This is a genomic window from Deinococcus sedimenti (assembly GCF_014648135.1).
In the GTDB taxonomy this organism is placed as follows: domain Bacteria; phylum Deinococcota; class Deinococci; order Deinococcales; family Deinococcaceae; genus Deinococcus; species Deinococcus sedimenti.
Genome location: NZ_BMQN01000009.1, coordinates 86126 through 111039, shown reverse-complemented (window position 1 = coordinate 111039; position 24914 = coordinate 86126). Strand labels below are relative to the sequence as shown.

At 70.9% G+C, this 24914-nt stretch carries 20 protein-coding genes; 13 read left to right on the top strand and 7 right to left on the bottom strand.

The genetic code is table 11. The features are described 5' to 3' along the window. The first annotated feature begins 57 nt into the window (after window positions 1-57). The 6 genes from IEY69_RS15360 (at window position 58) to IEY69_RS15335 (ending at window position 6099) form a co-directional block, all read left to right on the top strand. A complete protein-coding gene (locus IEY69_RS15360; protein WP_189074016.1) occupies window positions 58-870 on the top strand; it encodes an ABC transporter ATP-binding protein in 813 nt (270 codons plus the stop codon). A gap of 13 nt (window positions 871-883) precedes the next feature. Beyond that, window positions 884-1756, top strand: a complete 873-nt coding sequence (locus IEY69_RS15355; RefSeq protein ID WP_229784019.1) for an ABC transporter permease — start codon at window positions 884-886, stop codon at window positions 1754-1756. After that, window positions 1741-2715 (top strand): ABC transporter permease, encoded by a 975-nt coding sequence (locus IEY69_RS15350; RefSeq protein ID WP_229784018.1) that lies wholly within the window; start codon window positions 1741-1743, stop codon window positions 2713-2715. The genes IEY69_RS15355 and IEY69_RS15350 overlap by 16 nt, the downstream gene beginning before the upstream one ends. Window positions 2716-2786: 71 nt before the next feature. Further along, the gene (locus IEY69_RS15345) at window positions 2787-3848 is read left to right on the top strand and encodes an ABC transporter substrate-binding protein (protein ID WP_189074015.1); all 1062 of its coding nucleotides are present in this window, start codon (window positions 2787-2789) and stop codon (window positions 3846-3848) included. Window positions 3849-4058: 210 nt separating this feature from the next. Continuing rightward, complete coding sequence (locus IEY69_RS15340; RefSeq protein WP_189074014.1) at window positions 4059-5297, top strand: hydantoinase/carbamoylase family amidase; 1239 nt, start codon at window positions 4059-4061, stop codon at window positions 5295-5297. 34 nt (window positions 5298-5331) lie between these two features. Further along, a complete protein-coding gene (locus tag IEY69_RS15335) occupies window positions 5332-6099 on the top strand; it encodes a PucR family transcriptional regulator (RefSeq protein ID WP_229784017.1) in 768 nt (255 codons plus the stop codon). Window positions 6100-6175: 76 nt separating this feature from the next. Here the strand turns inward: IEY69_RS15335 and IEY69_RS15330 are convergent, their stop codons facing one another. After that, entirely contained in the window at window positions 6176-8011 is a 1836-nt protein-coding gene (locus IEY69_RS15330; protein ID WP_189074013.1) for an Ig-like domain-containing protein, read from the bottom strand. Window positions 8012-8473: 462 nt separating this feature from the next. On the opposite strand from IEY69_RS15330, the gene IEY69_RS15325 reads away from it, so the two are divergent. The 4 genes from IEY69_RS15325 to IEY69_RS15310 all read left to right on the top strand — a co-directional run bounded on the left by IEY69_RS15325 (window position 8474) and on the right by IEY69_RS15310 (window position 13839). Continuing rightward, a complete protein-coding gene (locus tag IEY69_RS15325) occupies window positions 8474-9820 on the top strand; it encodes an aminotransferase class III-fold pyridoxal phosphate-dependent enzyme (RefSeq protein ID WP_189074012.1) in 1347 nt (448 codons plus the stop codon). A 39-nt stretch (window positions 9821-9859) separates the two neighbouring features. Further along, the gene (locus IEY69_RS15320; RefSeq protein WP_229784016.1) at window positions 9860-11368 is read left to right on the top strand and encodes a CoA-acylating methylmalonate-semialdehyde dehydrogenase; all 1509 of its coding nucleotides are present in this window, start codon (window positions 9860-9862) and stop codon (window positions 11366-11368) included. A gap of 93 nt (window positions 11369-11461) precedes the next feature. After that, the gene (gene pdxR / locus IEY69_RS15315; RefSeq protein WP_189074011.1) at window positions 11462-12910 is read left to right on the top strand and encodes a MocR-like pyridoxine biosynthesis transcription factor PdxR; all 1449 of its coding nucleotides are present in this window, start codon (window positions 11462-11464) and stop codon (window positions 12908-12910) included. A 176-nt stretch (window positions 12911-13086) separates the two neighbouring features. Next, window positions 13087-13839 carry an ABC transporter substrate-binding protein gene (locus IEY69_RS15310; protein WP_189074010.1) on the top strand — a complete coding sequence of 251 codons (753 nt, stop codon included), beginning with the start codon at window positions 13087-13089 and terminating at the stop codon, window positions 13837-13839. A 307-nt stretch (window positions 13840-14146) separates the two neighbouring features. On the opposite strand, the gene IEY69_RS15305 is transcribed toward IEY69_RS15310, so the two are convergent. The 4 genes from IEY69_RS15305 to IEY69_RS15290 form a co-directional block, all read right to left on the bottom strand. Beyond that, window positions 14147-14431: a PAAR domain-containing protein gene (locus IEY69_RS15305; RefSeq protein WP_189074009.1), complete on the bottom strand. Its 285-nt coding sequence runs from the start codon at window positions 14429-14431 to the stop codon at window positions 14147-14149. Window positions 14432-14479: 48 nt separating this feature from the next. Beyond that, complete coding sequence (locus IEY69_RS15300; protein WP_189074008.1) at window positions 14480-16366, bottom strand: ATP-binding protein; 1887 nt, start codon at window positions 16364-16366, stop codon at window positions 14480-14482. Between the two features lie 132 nt (window positions 16367-16498). Continuing rightward, complete coding sequence (locus IEY69_RS15295) at window positions 16499-17614, bottom strand: PAS domain-containing protein (RefSeq protein ID WP_189074007.1); 1116 nt, start codon at window positions 17612-17614, stop codon at window positions 16499-16501. A 7-nt stretch (window positions 17615-17621) separates the two neighbouring features. After that, complete coding sequence (locus IEY69_RS15290; protein WP_189074006.1) at window positions 17622-18146, bottom strand: putative pterin-binding protein; 525 nt, start codon at window positions 18144-18146, stop codon at window positions 17622-17624. Window positions 18147-18297: 151 nt separating this feature from the next. Between IEY69_RS15290 and IEY69_RS15285 the strand changes: the two genes are divergently transcribed. Continuing rightward, window positions 18298-18726, top strand: coding sequence for a response regulator (locus IEY69_RS15285; protein ID WP_189074005.1), 429 nt, complete (start codon window positions 18298-18300; stop codon window positions 18724-18726). Between the two features lie 43 nt (window positions 18727-18769). Here IEY69_RS15285 and IEY69_RS15280 read toward each other — a convergent pair whose 3' ends face one another. Next, entirely contained in the window at window positions 18770-20524 is a 1755-nt protein-coding gene (locus IEY69_RS15280) for a sensor domain-containing diguanylate cyclase (protein ID WP_189074004.1), read from the bottom strand. 198 nt (window positions 20525-20722) lie between these two features. Here IEY69_RS15280 and IEY69_RS15275 point away from each other — a divergent pair, with 198 nt between their 5' ends. Then, the gene (locus IEY69_RS15275) at window positions 20723-21055 is read left to right on the top strand and encodes a hypothetical protein (protein ID WP_189074003.1); all 333 of its coding nucleotides are present in this window, start codon (window positions 20723-20725) and stop codon (window positions 21053-21055) included. Between the two features lie 33 nt (window positions 21056-21088). Here IEY69_RS15275 and IEY69_RS15270 read toward each other — a convergent pair whose 3' ends face one another. Further along, window positions 21089-23533: a sensor domain-containing protein gene (locus tag IEY69_RS15270; RefSeq protein ID WP_189074002.1), complete on the bottom strand. Its 2445-nt coding sequence runs from the start codon at window positions 23531-23533 to the stop codon at window positions 21089-21091. A gap of 81 nt (window positions 23534-23614) precedes the next feature. Between IEY69_RS15270 and IEY69_RS15265 the strand changes: the two genes are divergently transcribed. Continuing rightward, window positions 23615-24910, top strand: coding sequence for a serine/threonine-protein kinase (locus tag IEY69_RS15265; protein ID WP_189074001.1), 1296 nt, complete (start codon window positions 23615-23617; stop codon window positions 24908-24910). The last annotated feature ends 4 nt before the right edge of the window (window positions 24911-24914 follow it).

Sequence of the window (24914 nt, the reverse complement as noted above, 5' to 3'; positions counted from 1 at the left end):
GTCGGAAGTGGTGAGTGGGTTCAGGCCCGAGGTTGACCGGAGTTTCAAGGAGGAACCGTGACGTACACCAGCCCCACCCCGCAGGCCAGTCCGCCCCCGAATGAGCCGCCCATCGTGTCCATCCGCGACCTGCAGAAGGTCTTCCCGGTGCCCGGCGGGGAGACGGTCGCGCTGAAGGACGCCAACCTCAGCATCCAGAAAGGGGAGTTCATCAGCCTGATCGGCCCGAGCGGCTGCGGGAAGACCACCCTGCTGCGCCTGATGGCCGACCTGGAACAACCGACCGGCGGGGAGCTGCTCATCGCGGGCCGCACCGCCGACGAGGCCCGCCGTGAGCGGCAGTACGGGTACGTGTTCCAGGCGCCCGCCCTGATGGAGTGGCGCACCGTGCTAAAGAACGTGCTGCTGCCGCTGGACGTCATGAACGTCCCCGGCGACCGCGTCGGCCGCGCCCGCGAGATGCTGAACCTGGTCGGCCTGGAGAAATTCGAGCGGAACTACCCCTGGCAGCTGTCCGGCGGGATGCAGCAACGCGTCAGCATCGCCCGCGCGCTGGCGTTCGACCCGCCCCTGCTGTTCATGGACGAACCCTTCGGCGCGCTCGACGAGATCACCCGCGAACACCTGAACCTCGAACTGCTGCGCCTGTGGCGCGAGACCGGCAAGACCGTGATCTTCGTGACGCACTCCATCCCGGAAGCGGTGTTCCTGAGTACGCGCGTGGTCGTCATGACCGCCCGCCCCGGCCGCATCGAGGGCGTCGTGGACATCGACCTGCCCCACCCCCGCACCGACGACACCCGCGAGGACCCCCGCTTCTTCACGCTCGCCACCGAGATCCGCGAACTGCTCAAGAAGGGGCACACGTGAGAGGGGAGAGGCCGTGACGACCGCCCGCCCCTCCCGCATGGCCGGACTCGGGCCGATGCTGATCGTGGCGTTGATCGCGGCGGCGCTGTACTGGCCGCTGATGCTCGCCGCGAACGTCGGACCGGCGGGGCGGACGCTGGCGAGCGGCGCGGAACTCGACTGCAAGACGGCGCTGGCCTGCGCCTCGCAACTGCGCAACCCGGTGATGCCCGCCCCGGCGCAACTCGCGCAGGGCTTCACGCGGCTGAGCACGCCGGTCACGTCGCCGCTGGCGCTGCCGTACAACGTGGGCGTCACCGCCGGTGAGACGCTGCTGGGCCTGCTGCTCGCCACCGTGACCGGGGTCGGGCTGGCGCTGCTGCTCGTCGCCAGTCGCGCGTTCGAGCGGGCCACGCTGCCGTGGCTGGTCGCGTCGCAGACCGTCCCCGTCGTGGCGATCGCGCCCATGCTGGCGGTGCTGCTCGGGCAGTACGGCGTGCAGGGCTTCCTGCCGAAGGCGATCATCGCGGCGTACATCGCGTTCTTTCCCATCGCGGTCGGCATGAGCCGCGGGCTGCGCAGCGCCGATCCGTTGCACCTGGACCTGATGCGCACGTACCACGCCAGCCCCGCGCAGACGTACCGGCTGCTGCGCTTCCCGGCCAGCCTCCCGCACCTGTTCACGGCGCTGAAGGTGGCGGTCACGTCCGCGCTGGTGGGCAGCATCGTCGCAGAGATCAGCACCATCTCGTTCTCCGGGCTGGGCAAGATGCTCGCCGAGAACTCCCGGGCCAGCGACACGGTCGCCCTGTGGGTGATCATGGGCTACGGCGCGGTTCTCGGCGTGACGCTGGTCGCCCTGGTGAACGCCCTGGAGAGGTGGGTGACGCCATGGAGCAGACGATGACCCCCGCCCGCACCCTCGCCGCCCGGCCCGGTGGGACGCTGCTCACGGCCGCCGCGCTCCTGATCGGCGTGGGCGGGCTGCTGCTCGTCGCGCTGACCCTCCCGGCCCCCGGCGAGGGCACCCCCCCGAACGCGCGGGCGTGGCTGGCGGGCATCCTCGCCCTGCTGGCCGTGGGGGCCTTCGGCGTGCGCGGCGCGGCGCAGGGCGAATCCCGCGCCGCCCGCACGCTGCCCGCCGCGTTCACGCTGATCCTGGCGGTGCTGGGCACCGAGGCGCTGCTGCGCGCCTACGCCGTCCCCGCCGGACTGATCCCCACGCCGGGCCGCGTCCTGAGCGCCCTGTGGACCGCCCGCACCGTGCTGCTGCAGGACACGTACACCACCTTCGTGCTGGAGGCGCTGCTGGGCTTCGTGGCGGGCACCGTCCTGGGGCTGGCGCTGGCGCTGCTGGTCGTGCGCTTCCGCTTCCTGGAACGCGGGCTGCTGCCCTACGCGGCGCTGTTCTCCTCGATTCCCATCGTGGCCCTGGCGCCCGTCATCGTGAAAGCCGTTGGCCTGGACTGGCCCAGCAAAACGGTCGTCGTGGCCGTCACCGTCCTGTTCCCCGTCGTGGTGGGGGCCGTGCGCGGCCTCCAGAGCGCGTCGCGGCTGCACCTCGACCTGATGCACACCTACGCCGCCACGCCCGCGCAGACCTTCCGGGACGTCCGCGTGCCCGGCGCGCTGCCGTTCGTGTTCGGCGCCCTGAAAGTCGCCAGCACCCTGGCCCTGATCTCCGCCATCGTCGCCGAATTCTTCGGCACGAACGGGCACGGCCTGGGCTTCCGCATCCAGATCGAGGTGGGCCGCTTCGGGCTCGACATCGTCTGGGCCGCCATCGTCCTCGCCAGCATTGCCGGTATTGCCTTCTTCGCGCTCGTCAGCGCCGCCGAAACGCGGCTGCTGCCCCGCCGCTCCTGACCGCCCCACCCGTTCCCCGCCCACCCTTCTCCCGGCCCACCGACTTCGCCCCCCACTCCCCGGAGGTTCACATGAAACGAGGCACCCTGATTCTGGCCACCCTGCTCCTCGCCGCCGCCAGCCCCGCTTCCGCGCAGAAGCTCGTGCCCGTCAAGGTGCAGCTCAAGTGGTTCCCGCAGGCGCAGTTCGCGGGCTTCTTCGTCGCCCAGGCCAAGGGCTACTACAAAGCCGAAGGGCTGGACGTGCAGTTCCTCCCCACCGGCGACCAGAGCCCCATCCAGACCGTCGCCACCGGCACCGCCGACTTCGGCACCACCTGGATCACCGACCTCCTGACCGCCCGCCAGCAGGGCATCCCGGTCGTGCACATCGCGCAGCTGTTCCAGAAGAGCGGCTACACCCTGGTCGCCCTGAAAAGCAGCGGCATCAAGACCCCGGCCGACTTCAAGGGCAAACGCGTGGGCGTATGGCCCAGCGGCAACGAGTACCCGGCCGTGGCCCTCCTGAAGAAGTACGGCATGACCACCAGCCTCGACTCCTCCGTCAGCAACCCCAGCGTGCAGGCCGTCACGTACCCCTTCGACCCCAGCATCGTCTTCCCCGACAAGGTCGACCTGGTCAGTGCCATGACCTACAACGAGGTCGACCAGATCGTCGGCCTGGGCTACCCCCTCGACAAACTCCAGATCTTCAACGCCAGCGACTACGGCATCAACCTCCTCGAGGACCTGATGTTCACCACCGAACGCACCCTGGCGAACAGGAACTTCAAGGGCAGTGGCATGAGCGGCGAGGATATCGCCGCCAAACTCGTGCGCGCCACCCTCAAAGGCTGGAACTACGCCGTCAAGAATCAGAAAGAAGCCGTGGGCATCGTCCTCGTGAACTGCGGGAACACCTGCAAGGGTTCGGGCACGCGCTCCAGCGCCGCCGGGCACCAGACGTGGCAGATGGCCGAAGTCGCCAAGCTGTACAACGCCGGGTCCACCCTCAAGGGCCGCGCCGGGTACCTCGACCCCGCCACGTACAAAGCCAACGTGACCCTGCTCAAGAGCCTCGGCATCCTCAAGGCCGACCCCACCCCCGCCGCCGTCACGTACAAGGTCTGGCAGAAAGCCACTGGGAAGAAGTAGATGGTTGATGGTTGAAAGTTGATAAGTCACTGCCGGGTGATGATGCAATCAGCACCCCGAGCGGAGCGAGAAGGCAAGAGGAGCTCTGGGCAGAAGTGGAGCGGGTTCGGGCGCTTTTCCCGGACACGTGTAACGGAAGCCCAGAGCTCCTCAGAGGGTGGGTCTATCACCTATCGACTTTCAACCATCGACCGTCTCCGAAGGAGACGCATGCTTGATCCACAGCGGACCATTGATGAACTGAAGGCCCTGCGTGAATTGACTGGGGATGAGCATGGGGCGCAGCGGGTGGCGTTCACGGACACCTGGGTCGCCGCCCGCGCGTTCCTGAAGGAGCGGCTGGACGCGCTGCCCGTCACGCAGCACATGGACGCCGCCGGGAACTGGTGGGCGACCCTGCCCGGCGAGAGTGACCGCGCCCTCCTGATCGGCGGGCACCTCGACAGCGTCCCGAACGGCGGGTGGCTGGACGGGTGCCTGAACGTCCTGGCGGGCCTGGAAGTCCTGCGGCGCGTCAATGAGCAGTACGCCGGGCGGCCGCCCGTCACGCTGAAACTCGTGGACTGGGCCGACGAGGAAGGCGCCCGTTTCGGCCGCAGTCTGTACGGGTCCAGCGCTGCCGGGGGCCAGCTCGACGTGACCGAGATGCGCAAACTGAAAGACCGCGACGGCGTGAGCCTCGAAGACGCCCTGAGCCGCGTCGGGATTACCCTCGCGGACGCCCCGGACGCCCGCGCGGAACTGCAAGGTGCCGCCGCGTACCTCGAACTGCACATCGAACAGGGTCCCGTCCTCGAACACCTGGACCTGCCGCTCGGCGCGGTCCTCGGCACCGTCGGCGTCGAACGGCACACCATCACCTTCCACGGGCAGGCCGCGCACAGCGGCAGCACCCCCATGAACGTCCGCAAGGACGCGTTCCTCGCCGCCGGACGCTTCGGACAGGCCATCTACGACATCGCCGCGCGGCACGGGGGCGTGTGCACCATCGGCAGCGTCAGGACCCTGCCCGGCATCGTCACCAGCGTCGTCGAAACCTGCGAACTCACCCTCGACCAGCGCCACCTCGACGCGGACAAACTGGCCGCCATGTGGCAGGACGCGCAGGACGCCGCCACGCAGTTCGCGCAGGAGGCAGGCTGCACCGTCACCTTCGGGTACCTCTGGAACATCGAACCCATCCCCTTCCACCCCATGCTCATCGACGCCGCCGAGGCCAGCATCCTGACCGTCACGCCTGCCGCGCACCGCCTCCCCAGCGGGCCCCTGCACGACGCCGCCGAGGTCGCCCGCGCGGGCGTCCCCACCGTCATGCTGTTCGTGCAGTCCCTGCGCGGCATCAGCCACAACAAGATCGAGGACACGCGCGAAGACCACCTCGCCCTGAGCGTGCAGGCGCTGGACGAACTCACCACGCGCACCATGGACTGGATTGCCAAAGGCATCTGACACCTCATTCCGAATGGCGCACACTGAAGCCACCATGACCCCTGTTCGACTGGAGGATCCGATGTTGCCGACGCTGGCGGAACTGTTGACGCTTCCGGCGTTCGCGGGCGCGGAGGTCGTGAGCGGGCACGCGCACCTGACGCAGCCCGTCACGTGGGTGCACGTGTCGGAGGTCGCGGACGCCGCGCGGTTCCTGACGGGCGGGGAACTGCTCCTCTCGACCGGGTCGCTGCTGGCCCGCATGAATGAGGGTGAACTGGAGGGTTTCGTGGCGTCGCTGGCGCAGCGGGGCGCGCACGGGCTGGCGCTGGAACTCGTGCAGGTGTTCCGCGACGTGCCGCCCGCGCTGCTGGGCGCGTCGCGTCTGCACGGGCTGCCGCTGATCGTGTTCCGCTCCGAGGTGAGTTTCGCGGCCCTGACCCGCGCGGCGCACGCCCGCATCCTGAACCACGGCGGTCCGGCGCTGGACCCGAGCCTCGCGCCGCTGCTCGACGCGCTGGCCGAGACGGGGCGCAGCGTGGCGTTCCTGCGCGCGCAGCTGGGGCCGCTGCTGAACCTGCCCGCCCGGCCCCGCTCGACGCTGCTGGGCACGCTGGACGCCCTGCTGACCACGAACTTCAACATGGCCGAGACGGCCCGGCGCCTCGGTGTGCGTCGGCAGACGGTGTACTACCGCCTGGAGCAGCTGCGCGCCATGCTGCCCGACCTGGACGAACCCCGGCGGCAGCTGGGCCTGCACCTGGCGCTGGAACTGACGCGCAGTGAGGCGGGCGAGGCGCTCAGCGCCACCGAACGAACCTGACGGTCATGGGCCGCCGGAGGATCAAGACTCCGGCGGGCCGTCACTGAGCGGGCGTTACAGCGGTGTCGAGCCGCTGTTACTGGGCGGGCGGCAGCGTGGGCAGGGTGCTGGAGCAGCTGCTCAGGCCGAGGATCGTGCAGACCTTCTGCCCGGTGCTGTTCACGTTCGCGGCGTCGGCGGGTGCGGGGGCGTACACGCGTTCCTTCCAGATCTGCCACAGCATCATGCCGTCGCCGGGTCTGCCCTTGTTCTTCAGGAAGGTCGTCAGGGTGTCCACGTTGTAGTAGCGGGTGGCCTCGTTGTTCGTGCCGGTGTTCATCTCGGCGTCGTACACGGTCCCGGCCGGGGCGTTCAGTTTCAGGACGGCGCCGCCGCTGCCTTCGGGCGCGATTTCCAGGCCCATGGCGATCGGGCCGGGGTAGATGGCGCGGTAACTCTCGTACCCCTCGCGGGGGTCGTAGTACGTGCCGCCGTCGTACGACATGAGGTTCACGCGGTCAATGCGGCTGGCGAGGTCTTTCACGACGCGGTACATGGTGCCGCCGAACGGACTGCCCCACTGCACCTTGCCTTCCTCCCAGGGGGTGCCCTTGACGTAGTACGCGCCGGTGCTCCAGCCGGCCACGCTGATCTGCATGTTCAGGCCGCGCGCGCTGATCTCGTTGTCGAGGGTCGTGATGATGGTCTTGATCTCGGCGTCCTTGCTGCACGAGAAGGTGGCGGCGTCGGCCTTGTTGCAGCTGCTGCCGCTGGATTCCCAGTCGATGTCCACGCCGCTGGCACCGAGATCCTGCGCGAGATCCACGACGCGCTGGGCGTTGAAGTTCGCCCACTGGCTGCCCTGGCTGTACGACCAGCCGCCCACGCTGATCCACACGCGGGTGCCGCGCGCCTTGAGGGCCGCGACGTTCTGAATGAGCGTCTGCGCCTGCGTGGCGGTGAACTTCCGCTGGCCGTTGGGGGTGGTGGCGCCCTCGGCGAACTCGAACCCTGCGACCGACTGGTCGAACGCGAGGCTGCCCCGGGTGTACGTGGTGTCGGGCCGCACGAACGCGAGGTTCAGGTCGGTGTAGTACGCGGGGACGATGCTGGTGCGCAGGTCGTTGATGCTGGTCAGCCAGGTGCCTGCGTAGCCCACGTTGATGGATCCGCTGGCGGGGGGTGGGGTGGTGCCCGTGATGTTCACCGTCACGCTCGCGCTGGCACTCCTGGTGTTGCCCGCTGCGTCGAACGCCTTTGCGGTGTACGTGCGGGTGCCGTTCTGCGCGCTGGTGACGGCCTCGCTGGCGCTGTAGGGGGCGGTGGTGTCGGTGGCGAGCAGGGTCGCGCCCTGGTAGAACTCGACCCTGGTCACGCCGACGTTGTCGCTGGCGGTGGCGCTGAGGGTCACGTTCCCGGCGGCGGTGACCGTGGTGGGGCTGGCGGTCAGGCTGACGGTCGGGACGGTGGTGTCGCCTGTGGGTGGGGTGGTCGCGCCGCTGCACGCCGCTCCGTTCAGGGTGCAGGTGTTCACGCCGCTCAGCTGCCCTGTCCCGTCGTAGTTCACGGTGACGCTCCCACCGGCGGGAATGGTGGCCCCACCCCAGGTGTTGGGCGTGATGGTGTACAGCCCGGCGCTGTCCCGCGTGATGGTGCCACCGGCGCCCCAGACGCTGCTCCCGGCGGCGGCGTTCCCGTTGAACTTGAATTTCAGGGTCCAGCCCGTGATGGGGGTCGTGCCGGGGTTGGTCAGGGTGATGCGGCCGGAAAAGCCGGTGTCCCACTGGCTGGTCGCGTCGAAGGTGGCGGTGGGGCCGGTGGCCTGCGCGGTCAGGGCCGGGGTGGTCCGTGCGGTCGGGGCCGTCTGGTCGGCACACCCCCCGAGCAGCAGCGCGGCGGTGAGCAGCAGGGGCGAGGCGGGGACGCGGGGCATGGTGGAACCTCCTGAGGCGACAAGGGGCGGTCGGCGCGGGCAGGTGCCGCGCGCCGGTTGAATTGAACTGAGGCCTCCGTTGTACCGCATCCGGCGTCCGAAAATGAAATTTATTTTTCAGATGTCTAGTCCGATAGTGCGCCGTCTTCCGAGAAGCACCGGATTTCACGCGATTTTCTGGAGACTTTCTTGGCGGCTAGTCGCGCTATGAAAATCATAGCCCAATTGACGCGAGCAGTAGGTGAAATTTATTTTCAATAGCGGGATGATTCGTCACACTGATAGGGGATTCCCGCTCTGCTCTTGACACTGTGTCTCTTGCCGCGCCAGCACGGGAAAAATTACACTTTGCGTACCGTACAACGTCGGTTCAGACCGTCGTCCCCCGCTCCACCCGGTCCTGATGTCCGGGCCGACCCATCATTCCCCCGTAGCCGTCATTCCGGCAGGAGGTGGCCCCACATGCCCGAAGCGCACCCCGACACGCACGACATCATCCAGGCGAACCGCGACCACACGCTGTTCTCGTGGAGCGTGCAGACCCAGACGAACCCCATCCACATGACCGGCGGGAAGGGCAGCCACTTCTTCGACGGGGACGGGAACGCGTGGCTGGACTTTTCCAGTCAGCTGATCAACATCAACGTCGGGCATCAGCACCCGGCCGTGCTGGACGCCATCAAGGCGCAGGTGGACACCATGTGTTTCGCCGGGCCGAGCTTCGCCACGGACGTCCGCGCGCAACTGGGCCAGAAACTGCGCGAGGTGACCGGACTGGGCAAGAGCTTCTTCACGCTGGGCGGCAGCGAGGCGAACGAGAACGCCATGAAGATGGCCCGCCTGTACACCGGCCGCGACAAGATCATCACCCGCTACCGCAGCTACCACGGGGCGACGATGGGCAGCATGACCGCCAGCGGCGACCCCCGGCGCTGGCCGGTCGAACCCGGCGTGCCCGGCATCGTGCGCGCCTTCGACCCGTACTGCTACCGCTGCCCGTTCGGGAAGACGCCGGACAGCTGCGGGCGCGAGTGCGTGAGCCACATCGAGGAGATCATCCAGATGGAAGGGCCGCACACCATCGCCGCGATCATGGTCGAGGGCATCACCGGCAGCAACGGCCTGCTCGTCCCGCCCGACGACTACTACCCCAAACTGCGCGCCCTGTGCGACAAGTACGGCATCCTCCTGATCGACGACGAGGTCATGAGCGGCTTCGGCCGCACCGGCACGTGGCTCGCCACGCAGCATTACGGCATCAAGCCCGACATCGTCACCTGCGCCAAGGGCCTCACCAGCGGGTACATGCCGCTGGGCGCGGTGGTCGTCAGCGACGCCATCGCCGAGTACTTCGAGACGCACTTCCTGGCGGGCGGCCTGACGTACAGTGGCCACCCCGTCTCGCTGGCCGCTGCCGTCGCGAACCTGAAAGTCTACGAGGACGAGGGGCTCTTCGAGCACACCCGTGAAATGGGCGAGTACCTCGGGCAGCGTCTGGAAGCCATGAAGGCGAAGTACGCCTGCGTGGGGGACGTGCGCTACAAGGGCCTGTTCAGCGTCCTGGAACTCGTGAAGGACAAGGCCACCAAGGAGCCACTGGCCCCGTTTAACGGCACCTCTCCGGAGATGGGCCGCCTCGCCGCGCACCTGAAAAGCAGAAACGTGTACGCGTACAGCCGTTTCAACTTTCTGTGGGTCTGCCCGCCCCTCGTCGTCACCCGCGAGGAACTCGACGAGGGCCTCGCCGCCTACGAGGAAGCCCTCGCCCTGGTGGACGAGATGATCGGCTCGCCCGTCGCCGCCGACTGACTCTCGCTGTCCCCGCCTTTCCCTCCACAGGAGTTCCCAATGACTGACACGATGACCAAGCCCGCTCCCATCAACCACTGGCTGGGGGGCAAGTTGACGCCCGGCACGTCGGGCCGCAGCGCGAAGGTGTTCAACCCGGCGACCGGGGAGGTGCAGGGCCTCGTGGATCTCGCCAGCCGCGCCGAGGTGGACGCGGCAGTGGCGGCAGCCGCGCAGACGGCGCGGTCGTGGCGCGCGGTGCCGCTGAGCCGCCGGGCGGAGATCATGTTCCGCTTCCGGGCGCTGCTGGACGCCCGCCGGGACGACCTGGCGCGCATCCTGACCCGCGAGCACGGCAAGGTGCACTCGGACGCGCTGGGTGAGATCGCGCGCGGCATCGAGAACGTGGACTTCGCGTGCGGCATCCCGAACCTGCTGAAGGGCGGGTACTCCGAGGGCGCGAGTACCGGCGTGGACGTGTACTCCATCCAGCAGCCGCTGGGCGTGGTGGCGGGCATCACGCCGTTCAACTTCCCGGCGATGGTGCCGCTGTGGATGCTCGCGAACGCGCTGGCGTGCGGAAACGTGTTCATCCTGAAACCCAGCGAGAAGGACCCCTCGGCCAGCCTGTTCATCGCCGACCTGCTGCAGCAGGCGGGCCTGCCGGACGGCGTGTTCACGGTCATCCACGGGGACAAGGAGGCGGTGGACGCGCTGCTGGAACACCCGGACATCGCGGCGGTCAGTTTCGTCGGGTCCACCCCAATCGCGCGGTACATCTACCAGAAGGGCACTGAGCACGGCAAGCGCGTGCAGGCGCTGGGCGGCGCGAAGAACCACATGCTGGTCCTGCCGGACGCGGACGTGAACATGGCCGCCGACGCCGCCGTCAGCGCCGCGTACGGTTCGGCCGGGGAGCGCTGCATGGCGATCAGCGTGGTCCTGGCCGTCGGGGACGTGGGGGACGGACTGGTGGACGCCATCGCGTCGCGCCTCCCGGCGCTGAAGGTCGGGCCCGGCAGTGACGCCGCAAACGAGATGGGCCCCCTGATCAGCCGTGAGCATCGCGACCGGGTCGCCGGGTACATCGGCGGGGCGGCCGAGCAGGGCGCGACGGTCGTCGTGGACGGCCGGGCGCAGGCCTTCGACGGGAACGGGTTCTTCCTGGGCGTGTCGCTGCTCGACCACGTCACCCCCGACATGGACGCGTACCGCGACGAGATCTTCGGACCGGTCCTGTGCGTCGTGCGCGTCCCCACCTACGAGGCGGCCCTGACACTCATCAACGACAACGAGTTCGGGAACGGCACCGCGATCTTCACGCGCGACGGCGGCGCCGCCCGGCAGTTCCAGTTCGACTGTCAGGTCGGCATGGTCGGCATCAACGTCCCGATTCCCGTCCCGGTCGCGTACTACTCGTTCGGCGGGTGGAAGGCCAGCCTGTTCGGCGACACGCACATGTACGGCCCGGACGGCATCAAGTTCTACACTCGCACCAAGGTCGTCACGTCCCGCTGGCCCGACCCGGCGACCAGCCGCGTGGACCTGGGCTTCCCACAGAACCGCTGACGCAGCACCATTGACGTCCGCTCCGGTCTGGGCCGCGTGAGCAGCGCGGCCCATTGACCTGCCGGCGCGGCGCGCGTCAGCATGACCCCCACCATGCCCCGCGCGCCTGCCCCGCCCGTCAACCTGCCCGTGACCCTGGACCGGGCCGCCGGGGGACTCACGCGGCAGCTGGCGCAGCAGCTGCGGACCGCCGTGCGGCAGGGCGTTCTCGCACCGGGGCAGCGCATGCCGTCCACCCGCGCCCTGGCCGGCGCGCTGGACGTCGGACGCGGCGTGGTGTTCGAGGCGTTCGACACGCTGCTCGCCGAGGGGTACCTGATCGGCCGGGACCGCTCCGGCACGTTCGTCGCTCCGGACCTACCGCCGGAATCGGGAGGCACGCGGCCCGAACCGGCCGCCAGTGCGCGCTGGCTGCAGCGGGCCGTGCCTGCCGCGCAGGTCGAGCCGCCCACTCCGCCCGGCCTGCTCGCCTTCCGGGTGGGTCAGACCGACACGCGGTTCCTGAACGGCGGGGCGTGGCGGCAGGTGTGGCGCGCCGCCGCACTCGACCCGCTGCCGGACGATTACGCCGATCCGGCCGGGGACACCGGGCTGCGGACCGAGGTGGCCGCGTACCTGCGCCGCGCCCGGGGCCTCGTGTGCCACGCGGACGACGTGATCATCACGTCCGGCGCCCTGCAGGGCGTGGACCTGATCGCGCAGGCCACCCTGACGCCCGGGGACCGCGTGGCGTTCGAGGAACCCGGCTACCGGCTGGCGCGGCAGATCTTCGAGGAGCGCGGGGCGGTGGTGCTGCCCGTCCCGGTCGACGGGGACGGCCTGAACGTCAGCGCCCTGCCAAGCGGGCGCGGCGCGCCCCTGCTGGCGTACACCACGCCCAGCCACCAGTTCCCGCTGGGCGTGCGCCTGTCCGTGCCGCGGCGGCTGGCGCTGCTGGACTGGGCCGAGCAGTGCGACGCCCTGATTCTCGAGGACGATTACGACAGTGAATTCCGGTACGGCGCGGCGCCCCTGCCGGCCCTGGCGTCCCTGGACCGCTCGGGCCGGGTGGTGTACCTGGGGACGTTCAGCAAGGTGCTCAGCCCGGCGGTGCGGGTCGGGTACGTGGTGGCCCCGGAGGCGCTGCGCGGGCGCTTGCTGGCCCTCAAGGCCCGCGCGGACGCCCACACGTCGTGGCCGGTGCAGCGCGCGCTGGCGCACCTGATCGCGGCGGGTCACCTCGAATCGCACATCCGCCGCATGCGCCGCGAGTACGCCGCGCGCCGCGCGGCCCTCGGGGCGGCGCTGGCCCCGCTGGACCCCCGGGCGCAACTGCTGGGACTGGAGGCCGGTCTGCACGCCTACCTGGATCTCGACCCGGCACTGGACGCCGCGGCGATCGCCGCGGCGTGCGAGCGGCGCGGCGTGAGGGTCAGTGCCGTCGCACCGCTGTACCACGCGCAGCCGGACCGTTCGGGGCTGCTGCTGGGCTTCGGCGGGCTGACCGGACCGCAGGTGCAGCGCGGCGCGGCGCTGCTGGCCAGCGTGATCGGCGCGCCGTAACGTCCGTCCCGGCACGTCCCGCACCGGGTGGGCTATCATCCCCCGTCGCGCTGCCTACCCGGGCAGTCGCACACGTTCATCTGGCCCGCACGATCCACCGCTGGCCTGCGTCTGACCATCCCGCGGCCCCTCCCGACCGGAGCGGCCGACCCTGACCATGCACCCCGGAGGTTCACATGACACGATTCCTGCCCCTGCTGCTCGCGGCTGCGCTCGCCTCTGGCGCCCAGGCCCGCACCCTCGCCGAGATCAAGAAAGCCGGCGTGATCAAGATCGGCACGAACGCCGAATTCAAGCCGTTCACGTACTTCGAGGGCATGACCATGCGCGGCTTCGAGTACGACCTGGGCAACGCCATCGCCACGCAGATGGGCGTGCGCGCCCAGTGGGTCAACCAGCCGTTCGACAACCTGCTCATCGGGCTGAAGGGCGACCGCTACGATCTGGTGATCTCCTCGCACGGCATCACGCCCGAACGGCAGAAGGCTGTGGATTTCACCGCGCCGCACTACTGCAGTGGCGGCATGATCCTCGCCCGCCCGGGCGGCCCCAAGACGGCCGCGCAGCTGGCGGGCAAGACGGTGGCCACGCAGGTGGGCACCACGTACGTCGCTCAGATCGCCCGCGTGGTCGGCGCGAAGAACGTCCGCACCTACCCGAACAACGCCGACGCGCTGCAGGCGCTGCGGGCCAGTCGCGTGGACGCCATGGTGAACGAACGGTTCTACAGCCTCGAGGCCGTCAAGGCGTCGGGCGGCAAGCTGCAGCAGGGCCAGATGCTCTTTCAGGAGAAGCTGGGCATGGCGGTCGCCAAGGGCAACGCCAGCCTGCTGAAGGCCGTGAACGGCGCGCTGAAGACCGTGCAGGGCAACGGCACGTACGCGAAGATCAGCAAGTCGTACTTCGGGCAGGACATCCGCTGCCGCTGACAGCAGGCACAGGTCCTGACAGCGGTGTTCAGATGTGTTGAGGGATTCCCCCAGCACACCTGAAACGAGCGGAGCGAGAAGCCCTCGACACCAGCGATTGGACGTGGAATGGAGGGGCGTGCTGTTGGCCCCTCAATGGAACTGGAAACCGCTGTGAGGAGCGCTGTCAGGACCGCTGAATCGAGCGGACTCGCAGAGCGGCGCCGGAGAGTGAGCCCCTGGGGACGGCGGTGGGTGGACGTGGCGCCCTGGGGCGTGCCGTTGGCCCCAGGGCGGAACTGAACCCGCAGCGGCCCGGTGGGGGCCGTCAGCCGATGTTCACGGTGGGCGCACCTGCCACGATCTGCCCCCCGTGGACGGTGGTGTCGCCCAGTCGCGCGGCCGGCTGGCCGTTGATGCGAACGGTGGCGCTGCCCCGGGCGATCGAGTCGGGCGGACCGGCGCAGACGCACGCGTCGCCCTGGCGGGCGGCCGGGCGACCCCCGATCAGGACGGTGGGACTGCCGGCCGAGACCGGTCCACCGACGTGGGGAACCCAGCCCGTCGACTGCGGGCACGTGTGCTGGTCGCCGACGCGGGCAGCGGGAGGCATACCGCGCAGTGTCGCGCCTGCCGCCGCCGGAATCAAGCGCAGGTGCGGTCAGGGGCGCTGCAGGAGGTTGCCCACCCGTTCGAGCAGTTCCATCGGACTGAACGGCTTGATCAGGTAGGCGTCGGCGCCGACCGCGCCGCCCTCCTGCAGGTCGCTGGTCTGCGCGCGCGCCGTGACCAGCATCACTGACGTGCCCCGCAGCTCCGGGTCGCGTTTCAGGGACTCGCAGACCTGAAAGCCGTTCAGGTGGCCGGGCATCATGACGTCCAGAATCAGCAGGTCCGGGCGCCACTGCCGGGTGCGGGTCAGGGCGTCGTCGCCGGTGGCGGCCTCCTGCAGGTCGTAATCGGGGCCGGTCAGGGTCAGGCGGATCAGTTTGCGCAGGTCGGCGTGGTCATCCACGATCAGGATTTTCTTGGGCATACGCGAACTCCTGTGGGGGGGGAGGGGCGTGGTGGGGAACGTGAGGGTCACGGTGGTGCCGTGGCCTGCGGCGCTTTCGAGGGTGGCTTCGCCGTGGTGGCCCCACATGATCTCCTGCACCAGGCTGAGGCCGAGGCCGGTCCCGGGGACGTTCCCGGAGTTGTCGGCGCGGTAGAACCGCTCGAACGCCCGGTGGGTCTGTTCCGGCGTCATGCCGATCCCGTGGTCCTGCACCGTCACCTGCAGAGCCGTGTGGTCGGGGGTCAGCGCGGCGCGGACGGTGATGGGACCGCTGGGCGCGTACTTGAAGGCGTTGGAGAGCACGTTGCCGAGGGCCTGGTTGAACTTGGCCGCGTCGACCGGCAGCAGCGGGAGGTTCGGGGTGACGGCCAGCCGCACCCGGCCCTGCTCGGCGGGGGGCGTGAAGGCCCGCGCGGTGTTCTCGATCAGGGGCCGCACGGGTTCCGGCTGGATGATGAAGTCCTGCCCGGTGCGCGCCTCGATGCGGGCCAGGTCCAGCAGTTCGGTCAGCAGGTTCAGCAGCTGGCCTGCCTGCCGGTAGATGGTGTCCAGCAGGTCGCGGGTGGTCTCGGCGTCCAGGGTGCGGGTCAGCAGCAGTTCCGTGAAGCCGTAGATCGAGGTCATGGGGGTGCGCAGTTCGTGCGCGGCGGTGGACATGAATTCACTTTTCATGCTGCTGATCTCCGCCTCGTGGGTGATGTCCCGGAAGTACATCACCGACCCGAGGCCGCTCCCGCCCATGGCGCGGCGGGTGCGTTTCAGGACGCGGCGGATGGGCTGCGCGACCTGAATCACGTCCGGGCCGGTCAGGCCGCCGGGGCGGGCCGCGACGCAGCGGGAGCGCAGCACCTGCTCGAAGGTCGCCTCGGTCTGGTGCAGCAGGTCGTGCAGTCGGGTGCCGGTCAGCGCTAGGAAGGCCGGGTTCACCTCGATGACGTGGCCGGCGCCGTCGAAGATCACGAAGCCGTCCGGGCTGACGTTGAAGACCGAGTCGAGCTGGGCGGTGCGCTGCTGCAGGCGGTGTTCCGCGGCGCGGCGTTCGGTGATGTCGCGCAGGAACGCGGCGTACTCGGGCCGCTCGGTGGGCAGGTGCACCACCGACAGTTCCACCAGGAAGGGCGTGCCGTCGCGCCGCTGGGCCTGCCGTTCCAGCCGCTGGCCGAGGACGCTGTGCGGGCCGGTCAGGGGCAGTGGGGACGGGTCGGCGGGCACCGCGGCGGGCCGGAACAGCTGATCGAGGGTCCGCCCGAGGGCGAGGGACCGGGCGTGCCCGAACATGTGTTCGGCCGCCGGGTTGAATTCGGTGATGACGCCCTGCTCGTCGCAGGTGATGATGCCGTCGAGCGCGGACCGGATCACGGCCTTGTTGAGTTCCTCGCTGCGGCGCAGCTGCCGGGCGGTCTGTTCACGCGCGGCGTCCTGTTCCAGCCACTGGCCGATCAGCCGCAGGAAGTCCTCGTCGGCGCTGGTGAACGGCGCCCCGCTGAACACCAGCGCGCCCGCGTGACCGGCGCCGCGGACCGGAACGCGCAGGTGGCCCGGTCCGTGCGGTTCGTTCTGCTCGGTCAGGTGCAGCGCGGTGCGGTCGTCGATCGTGCCGGCCCGGGCGACGACCGCACCGTTCTACACGAATGCCCCAGGCGCGTTGAAGGCGTGGCTGGCGACCGACAGCAGGTCCTGCAGGACGGTGTCGGCGGCGCTCCGCGCGGTCACCTCGTACAGGGCGCGCAGTCGGGCTTCGGTCTGCTTGGGGGCACTCAGGTCGGTCAGGACGGCCGTGACGCCGCCGCCCTGGCGGGGCACGGTGGTCAGCAGGGTGGGCGTGACGCCTCCATCCGGACGGCGCAGGGCGTACTCGGTGGTCAGTGGTCCACGGCCGGGCGGCGGGTCGGGCACGTCCGGCAGGACCTGCGCGGACGGCCGCTGCACCAGCAGCGCCGCGGGCCGCCCGACCATGCGGGCCAGGGCGGGGTTCACGTACTCGAACTGCCCGGTCGGGCCGGTGACGTACAGGCCTTCGCCCACTGCCTCCATCACCTGCACGGCGAAGTCCCGTTCGCGCTGCAGGGCGTGCTCGGCGGCGCGGAGTTCGCTGGCGGTCCGTTCCAGGGCCGCCCGCGCGCGTTCGGATTCACTGCGGCGTTCACTTTCGAGTCGCACGTCCCGCTGCGCGCGCCACTGGATCTGCAGGATGACGGTGGTGATGGTCAGGGCCAGCAGCGCGGCCAGCGCCCCGAGGGTCACCTCGGCGATGTGCAGGGACCGGGCGATGCCGCTGCGCTCCCGTCCGAGCAGGTCGACCGCGCCGGCGTAGCCTTCCTGCGCGCCGGCGATGATGCGGTCCAGGCGTTCGCCGGTTCCGGCGGCGCGCAGGTCCTGGATGGTCAGCTGCTGGGCGTCGTCCACGGCGCGCAGCAGCGCCGCTCGCCGCTCCGGGTCGATCCGGTCGAGCAGGGGTTCACCGCTGACGACCGTGGCCTTGGACTGCAGCACGGCCAGCGAGAGGTCGAGGTCCTGCGGGGTGGTGCGCTGCGGGTCGCTCAGGGTGACGCGCACCTCGGCGGCCTGCCGCACGAATTCCGCGTACGCCCAGCCGGTGATCGAGACGCTGCTGAGGCTGGCGACGCTGTTCAGGCGCGTGAACGTGAATGCGAACGCGCTCAGGGTCACGATCAGCACGATGCTGAGCAGCGTCAGCCCGAGCGGCCACCTTCGCGTCGGGGCAAGCAGGGCGCGCATGGGGGCCTCAGGCGCCGCCGGGCCGCTCCTCGATGCGGTACAGCTGCCAGACCCACGCGGCGTTGTAGACATTCGGGTCCAGCCGCACGCCACCGTACGGGAAGGTCATGTACACGGGCCCGAAGTTGCGCGGCTCGAGCAGGTCGCCGTCCGAGGTCAGGGCCAGCATCACGGGCACCTGGCGGATCGGGACGAGGTTCAGGTCGGTCTTGTACTTGTCCAGCGCCACGAGGTGCAGCGTGGCGGCCGGGTCGATCTCCGCGCGGTTCAGCACTTCGCTCAGCAGCGGTCCGGTGTACTCGTGCTGCTCGTTCTTGCGGGAGGGGTCCGGCGTGCTGAACGACACCAGGCCCAGTCCGGCCAGTTGCGCGCGCGTGAAGGTGGTCTCCTTGCCGGCGGCGTTGACCACGGTCAGCACGACCGGTCCGGGCTGACTGAGGCGAGCGTCGGCCTGGGCCGGCTGGTACAGGTCGGAGGCCGGGCGGGTGCAGGCACACAGGGTGAGCAGGACCAACAGGGAGACTCGGCGCATCACTCCTCCTTCTGGGTGGGGCGTGCCCTCACCGTACCGGGCTGATTCGTGCAGTTTTCTTGCAGCGGAGTGCGGAAAAGAGCGGGGCGTGGGGGGGCGGCCCGCGTATACTGGCGGGGATGAGTGTGGACGCAGGGAAAAGGCAGCGGGCGTGACCCGGCCGTTCAGGGTGCTGCTGGTCGACGACAACCCCGCCGACCTGATGCTCGCGCGGGAAGTCTTCGCTGATCATGGCGACCGGCTGGCGGTCACCACCTGCAGCAGCGGGGAGGAGGCGCTGGGCGTGCTGCGCGGCGGCACGGCGCCGGACGTGATCATCCTCGACGTGAACATGCCGGTCATGTCGGGGTTCGAGGTGCTGACGGTCATCAAGCAGGATCCCCGGCTGGTGTCGATTCCGGTGGTCATGCTGTCGACGTCCTCGCAGCCGGGCGATATCGAGCGGGCCTACACGCTGCACGCCAGTTCGTACCTGGTCAAGAGCAACAGCTTCCAGAAGTTCGTCGAGCAGGTGGACGCGTTCGTGACCTTCTGGTGCGAGAGCCGCACGCCCAGCTGGCCCGAACGCCCGTCCGTCTGAACCCCGGCAGCTGCCTTCCGGTCTGCCGGGGTTGCGTGGCTGGTCAGGCGGCCGTCACGACCCGGTTGCGGCCCCCGCGTTTGGCGGCGTACAGCGCCTGATCCGCCGCGACCACCAGCGCGTCCCCCGTGCCGCCGGCCGGCAGGGTCGCCACGCCCAGCGACACGGTCACCTGACCCAGCGGCAGTCCGTCGTGCGTCAGGTGCAGGTCCTCCACAGCCGTGCGGACCTGTTCGGCCAGCGCGGCCGCTCCGGCCTGGGTCATGTGGGGCAGCAGCAGCGTGAATTCCTCCCCGCCGGGGCGGGCGGGGGTGCTGCCGGCCGGCGCCAGGTCGCGCAGCGCGGCGCTGACCCGCACGAGGGCCGCGTCCCCGGCGTCGTGACCGAACGTGTCGTTGAGGCGTTTGAAGTGGTCGATGTCCAGCGCGATCAGGCTGAGGGGACCGCCGGTGGCGTGCGCGGCGGCCACGCCGGCGGTCAGCTGCGCTTCGAGGTGACGGCGGTTGTACAGGCCGGTCAGCGGGTCCCGGATGGACTGCTGTAGCAGCCGGTCCTGCAGGCGCAGGCTGGCCAGGGCCAGCGCCACCTGCCGGGCCACGTCGTTCAGGGCGCCTCGTAGCGCGGGCAGGTCCGTGTGGGGGTCCGGGCGGACGCGCAGCAGGCCCAGCGTCTCCCCGTGCGAGAACAGCGGCGCGCACAGGTACGTGTCGCTCTGGCCCGGGCAGGGCGGCATGAACGGCTCGTCGGCCGGGTCGCCCTGCGTCTCGCCGCGCCGCAGCGCCCAGCAGTGGTCGGGGGTGGGGCTGCCCATCGGGTCGCCCCACTGCGCGGCGTGCAGCAGCAGGTTGCGTGAGGCGTTGTGCTGGAGCAGCTGGCCGCTGGTGCCGGGCAGCAGGTGGGGGAGGGCGCGGGTGAGGATCTCGCCGCCCTCGTCGAGACTGCGGGCGGCCTGCATGGCGTCACTCAGGCGGGACAGGTCCCGCAGCCAGGCGTTGCGGCTGGCGAGTTCGTGCGCGGCGTGGTCGGTGGCGCGCCGCGCCTCGACGATGCGTTCGGTCATGCGGTTGAAGGTGCCGGTCAGGTCGCGGTACTCGCGGGGGCCCTGCTCGGTGACGGCGCCGGCGTCCTGCTGCTCGCTGACCTGCTGGGCGCCGCGCCCGAGGGCCGTGAGGGGCCGGGTCAGCAGCCGCGCGGCGCCCAGGGTGGTCAGGACACTCAGCAGCAGCAGGACGCCGGCCGCGACGCCCAGTTCCAGGCGCAGCAGGTCGAGTTGCCGCTGCGCCTGCTGGTCGGACGCCTGGAGCCGGGCCGTCAGCGCCTGGGTGAGCGTTTCGACTTCCGTGCGCAGTCCGTCCAGCAGGCGTTTGCCCTGACCGCTGCGGACCATGGCGGTGGCCGCCTCGGGCCGGTCCGGGCGAGCCTGGATTTCTGGCCGGGCCACCTCGGTCTGCCACTGCTGGATGATGCCCCGGATGCGGTTCAGGTGCGCGCGGTCCCCGTCCCGGAGGGTGCCACTGTCGCTGAGGGCCTTCAGGACGGCCGGGTAGGCGGTTTCACCGCGGTAGTAGGGTTCGAGGAAGCTGGGCTGCCCGGCGATCACGTAGCCGCGCACGCCGGTTTCCATGTCGACCACGTGGGTCAGCAGGGCATTGACGCCTTCGAGCTGCGTGCGGGTGACGCGGGACTGCTCGAGCACCTGCACCCGGCGGTCCAGACCCGTCTGCAGGATCAGGAACGCGATCAGCAGCAGCGCCCAGAAGGGCAGCTGGGCCAGGAGCAGCAGGTGACGCAGGCGCACACCCGACACTGTACGGCAGGGGCCGGGGCGGTCCATATCCCCCGGCAGGCGACGGCGTGTGGGACTGGCCGGGTGGGGGCTGGCGGGCGCGGCGGCGCTGCAAGCGGCCCCCCCTCAAAGTGAAAAAGTTTACACTGGAGGGGTCGGTTCAGCCGCCCCCATCCTTCAGTGGCGCTGGACTTCACCCGGAGGTTCACCATGCGCACGTCATTCACCGTTCTTGCCCTTCTCGCCCTGACCGGCCCGGCCAGCGCCGCCGGCACCGTCACCCTGCCCGACGGCGTGGTCGTCAAGGAGGACCTGCCCGGCTACCCGCGCGGCAACGGCGGGAGCTTCCAGGGTCACGACAACAAGGTGCTCGTCTGTCACGCCACCAGCGCCGTCGACACCAACGGGTACGTGGTCGTGAGCATCTCGGCGCAGGCGTTCGCGGCCCACCTGCGCCACGAGCATCAGCAGCAGACCGGCGGAAAGGAGCAGCGCGACCGGCTGTACTTCAACGGCCTGACCTGCACCCTGCCGCCCAGCTGAGCGGCCGGTCGGGCGCCGCCTGAGCACACGGGTTCAGGCGGTCGTCGCGGGCGCCTCGAAGGCCTGCCAGCCGGCCTTCCCGGCCCGTTTGACGGCGTACATCGCGAGGTCGGCGGCGCGGTGCAGGTCGCCGTCCGGCACGCACTCCAGCGTGGCCACCCCGACACTGGCACTAACCTGCGCCGACACGCTCCCGAGCTCCACCGGCCGCGCGACGCCCTGCACGATCGCCTGCGCCAGCCGCGCCGCCGCGCCCGCAGGCAGGTCCGGGTGAACGATCCCGAACTCGTCCCCGCCCAGCCGGGCCACCACCGCCGGGGCGGGCGCCAGGGCCCGCAGCCGCGCGGCCAGGGCCCGCAACAGGTCGTCGCCCACGTGATGCCCGTGCGTGTCGTTCACCGCCTTGAAGTGATCCACGTCGATCAGCAGCGCGGCGGCCCTCGCCCCACACAGGTCCCGCACGGCCCGCTGGAACGCCCGGCGGTTGCCCAGCCCGGTCAGGTCATCCTGCAGCGCCTGTTCCGTGAGCTGCTGGCGGAGCGTGACCGCCTCGGTCACGTCGCTGAACGACACGACCACCCCGCTGCGGTCCTCAAGCGGAATGGCGTTCATGGACAGCCACAGCCGCCCACCACCGGAGCGGGTGCGCGCCAGAATCACCCGCCGGACGGCGTGGGCGCTGCGCAGCGCCACGGCCGCCGGGTGCTGCTCACGCGTCAGTCGCTCTCCGCGTTCGTTGTCCAGGTCCCAGGTCAGCTGCAGGTGAAGCGGCAGGTCACGCGGCAGGTCCAGCAGCTCCCGGGCGGCGCGGTTGGCGGTCATCAGGCGGCCCTGCACGTCCATCAGGATGACGCCCTCGTCCAGCGCCGACACGATGGACCGGGCCTGCGCCTCGCTGCGCTCCAGAGCGTCGCGCAGCTGGGCGCTGTGCATGACCGGCGCGAGGTGCGCCTGCAGCCACCGCAGGTGCTCGAGGTCCGTGGCGTTCAGGGACCCGCCGGGCAGGTACAGCAGCCCCAGCGCGATCAGCTGCCCGTCGTGCCGCAGCGGCACGGCCAGCACGTCCCTCCTGGCCCCGGCGTCCGGCCGCTCGTTGGTCCGCCAGGTGGGCTGCTCGGCCGCGGCCAGGGCGCCCACCTGACCGGCCATGCGGGTCAGTTCACCCATCGGCGCGCTGACCTGCCCCTGCCGGGCGACCGGGCGCAGGGTGGACCTCCGGTCCCGCACCTCCACCAGGACGCCCCCGGCGGCGCCGCCCACCCGGACCAGTTCAGCCAGCACCGCCCGGAAGGTCGGCCAGGCGGGACCGCCCTGCACCGACAGGGTCAGCAGATGCTGCGCGGGTCCCTCCCACTCGGCGGCCCAGATCTCCTCGGTGACGTCCTGAATGGAACCGGCCCAGCCGTGGCCGTGCCCGCGCTGTTCCGGCACCGGCAGGGCCAGGGCGGCCACGTGGCGGTACTGGCCGTCGGCGCGCCGCATGCGCCCCCGCAGCTCGAACGGCGCGGTGCCCTGGATGCCGCGGGCGATGTCGGCCTCCAGTCGCGCCCGGTCCTGTGGGTGCAGGACGTCCAGGTACCCGCGCCCGGCGTACTCCTCGAAGCGCTGTCCGGTCAGGGCTTCCCAGTTGGGACTTTCCCCCTGGATGGCGAAGTCCCGGTCGAGTTCCCACAGGGCCGCGTGCGTGCTTTCCAGCAGGGTGCGGTAGCGCAGCTGCCCGCGACTGGCCTCGTCCGCGTGGGCCGCGCGGTCCAGGGCGGCGCTGCACAGGGCCGCCAGCGACCACGCCCGGTCCGGCGTGGCGGGCCGCGCGTACTCCAGGACGATCAGCCCGAGCGGCCGCCCGGCGACCTTGAGCGGCAACGTGACAAGACTCGACGCGTCGGGACGGACGAGCAGGCCGGTCCCGGCCCACGCGGCGGGCGCGCTGCTAGCGGGGCTGCCCCCGTGGAAGGCGGCGCTGAGGGGATGCGGCGCGTGCACCGGCACCTGCTGCGTCAGGACCGGTCCGGTCGGCCCGGCGCGCAGGACGCGCAGGGCCGACCCCACACCGTCGAACAGCGCGACCTGCACGCTCAGGGCCTGCCAGGCCGGGTGGTTCAGGATGACCTGCACCACGTCGTCGACGTGCGGCGCGGCATTCAGGCGTTCGGCCAGGTCCTCCCGGTCGGCGGGCGCCGCCAGACTGAGCGGCCCATGCACCTCGTACCCGTCCAGGGTGGTCCGCACCGTCAGCTGCGAGCAGGTGCCGCACGGCTGGCCCACGACCGGCGCGGCGCCCAGCCGGGCGCGGACCGTGCAGCCGGGCGCCAGGGTGTCGGTCAGGCGCACGCCGATCAGTTCAGACGACTCGGCGCCGGCGCGCCGCAGCCAGCGGCTCGCCGCCCCGTTGGCGTACGTGATCACGCCTGACCGGTCAGCGGTCAGGTACAGATGCCCGTCGAACGTGGGTTCCGGCGCGCAGGGCGGATACGGCATGTTGGCTCCTGAGTACAGTGTAGAACTGACCGGCGGAGAATGCATGCCCCAGCCGGGGGAGCGTGCTTGAATGAGCGGGTCGTGACGCCACTCCGCGGGGTTCTGCTCGTCCTGCTCGCTCTGAGCAGCTGCGCCCGTGACGTGGCCGGCAGTCAGACGCAGGCCGGCGCGCTGCGCAACGGCGCGGGCCTGCTGACCTGGGCGGCCGCTGAGCCCGGCCCGCGCGACCTGGAGCCGTCCACCCGCGAAGCCCTCACCGACAGCCTGCTGCGCGGCGAGCGGGAGATCGCGTTCGCGCGCCTGAGCGGTCAGCCGGAGGGGCTCCGCGACCTGTTCAGTGAGGGCGCGCTGGACGACGCGCGCGCCGTGGCGGCCGGTGGCGGCGCCCTGGCCACCTGGGGGCACCGGGTCACGCTGCGGTTCTACGCGCCTGACGGCGGCACGGTCAGCCTGACCGACCGGTTCACGTACCTGGCGGTCGACGCGCGCGGCGCGCCGCTGCGGACGGCAGTACGCGTCGAGGACCGCGTGCTGCAGCTGGACGACGGGAACTGGCGCACCCATCACTGGCGGACCGTGAGCGACCAGCCGCTGCCGGAGCCGACGCCGCCCGGCCCGGCGCCACTGGCGCGAGCCGTGCGGTTCGGGCCGGACGACCTGCCGTGGCGGGACCGGTCCGACGATCAGTGGCGCCGGGACCTGCAGGCCGTGCGGGACCTGGGCCTGGACACCCTGGTGCTGCCGCTGGACCTGCGTCCCGGTCAGCCGGAACGGGCGGACGTGGCCGCCACGCTGGCTCGGCTGGACCGCCTGGCTCGCCGCGCGCAGGTCGCGGTGCATCTGACCGTCCGGACCGACGAGTGGAGCCCGCGGGCCCTGCGGGCCCTGCATGGAGCGCTGGGCCCCTCGGGCGGCCCCGGGTCACTGCGGGCGGTGACGCTCCGCGCGGCCCGCCTGCCGGACCGGGAGACCACGGCCGTGTGGCGCCAGACCCTGCAGGCCCGGGGCGCGCCGCTGGCGCTGGGCAGCTGGACGGCCACACCGGGCGTGGATTTCATCCGGACCGCGGAGCAGGTGTTCCGGGCGCGCCGCTGGCCGCTGGGGCTGCTGCACGCGCCCCGGCAGACCTGGCAGTTGCGGGCGTTCGTGCAGGCGCGGCCCGCCGGCGGATTCGAGGTGGGCGCGCTCTACGGCCCGGGCGGCCTGCTGACGGCCGACGGGTCGTTCACGCCGCTGGCGCGCGCGCTGACCCGGCCGGGCGGACCGCCGGGTGCGGGGGCGTTCGTGTGGGGGTGGACGCTGGACCTGTGGCCCGCGCTGCTGGCCGCGCTGGTCGGGTGGGCCGCCCGGCCGGTGTGGCGCCGCGTCCGGCGCTGACCGG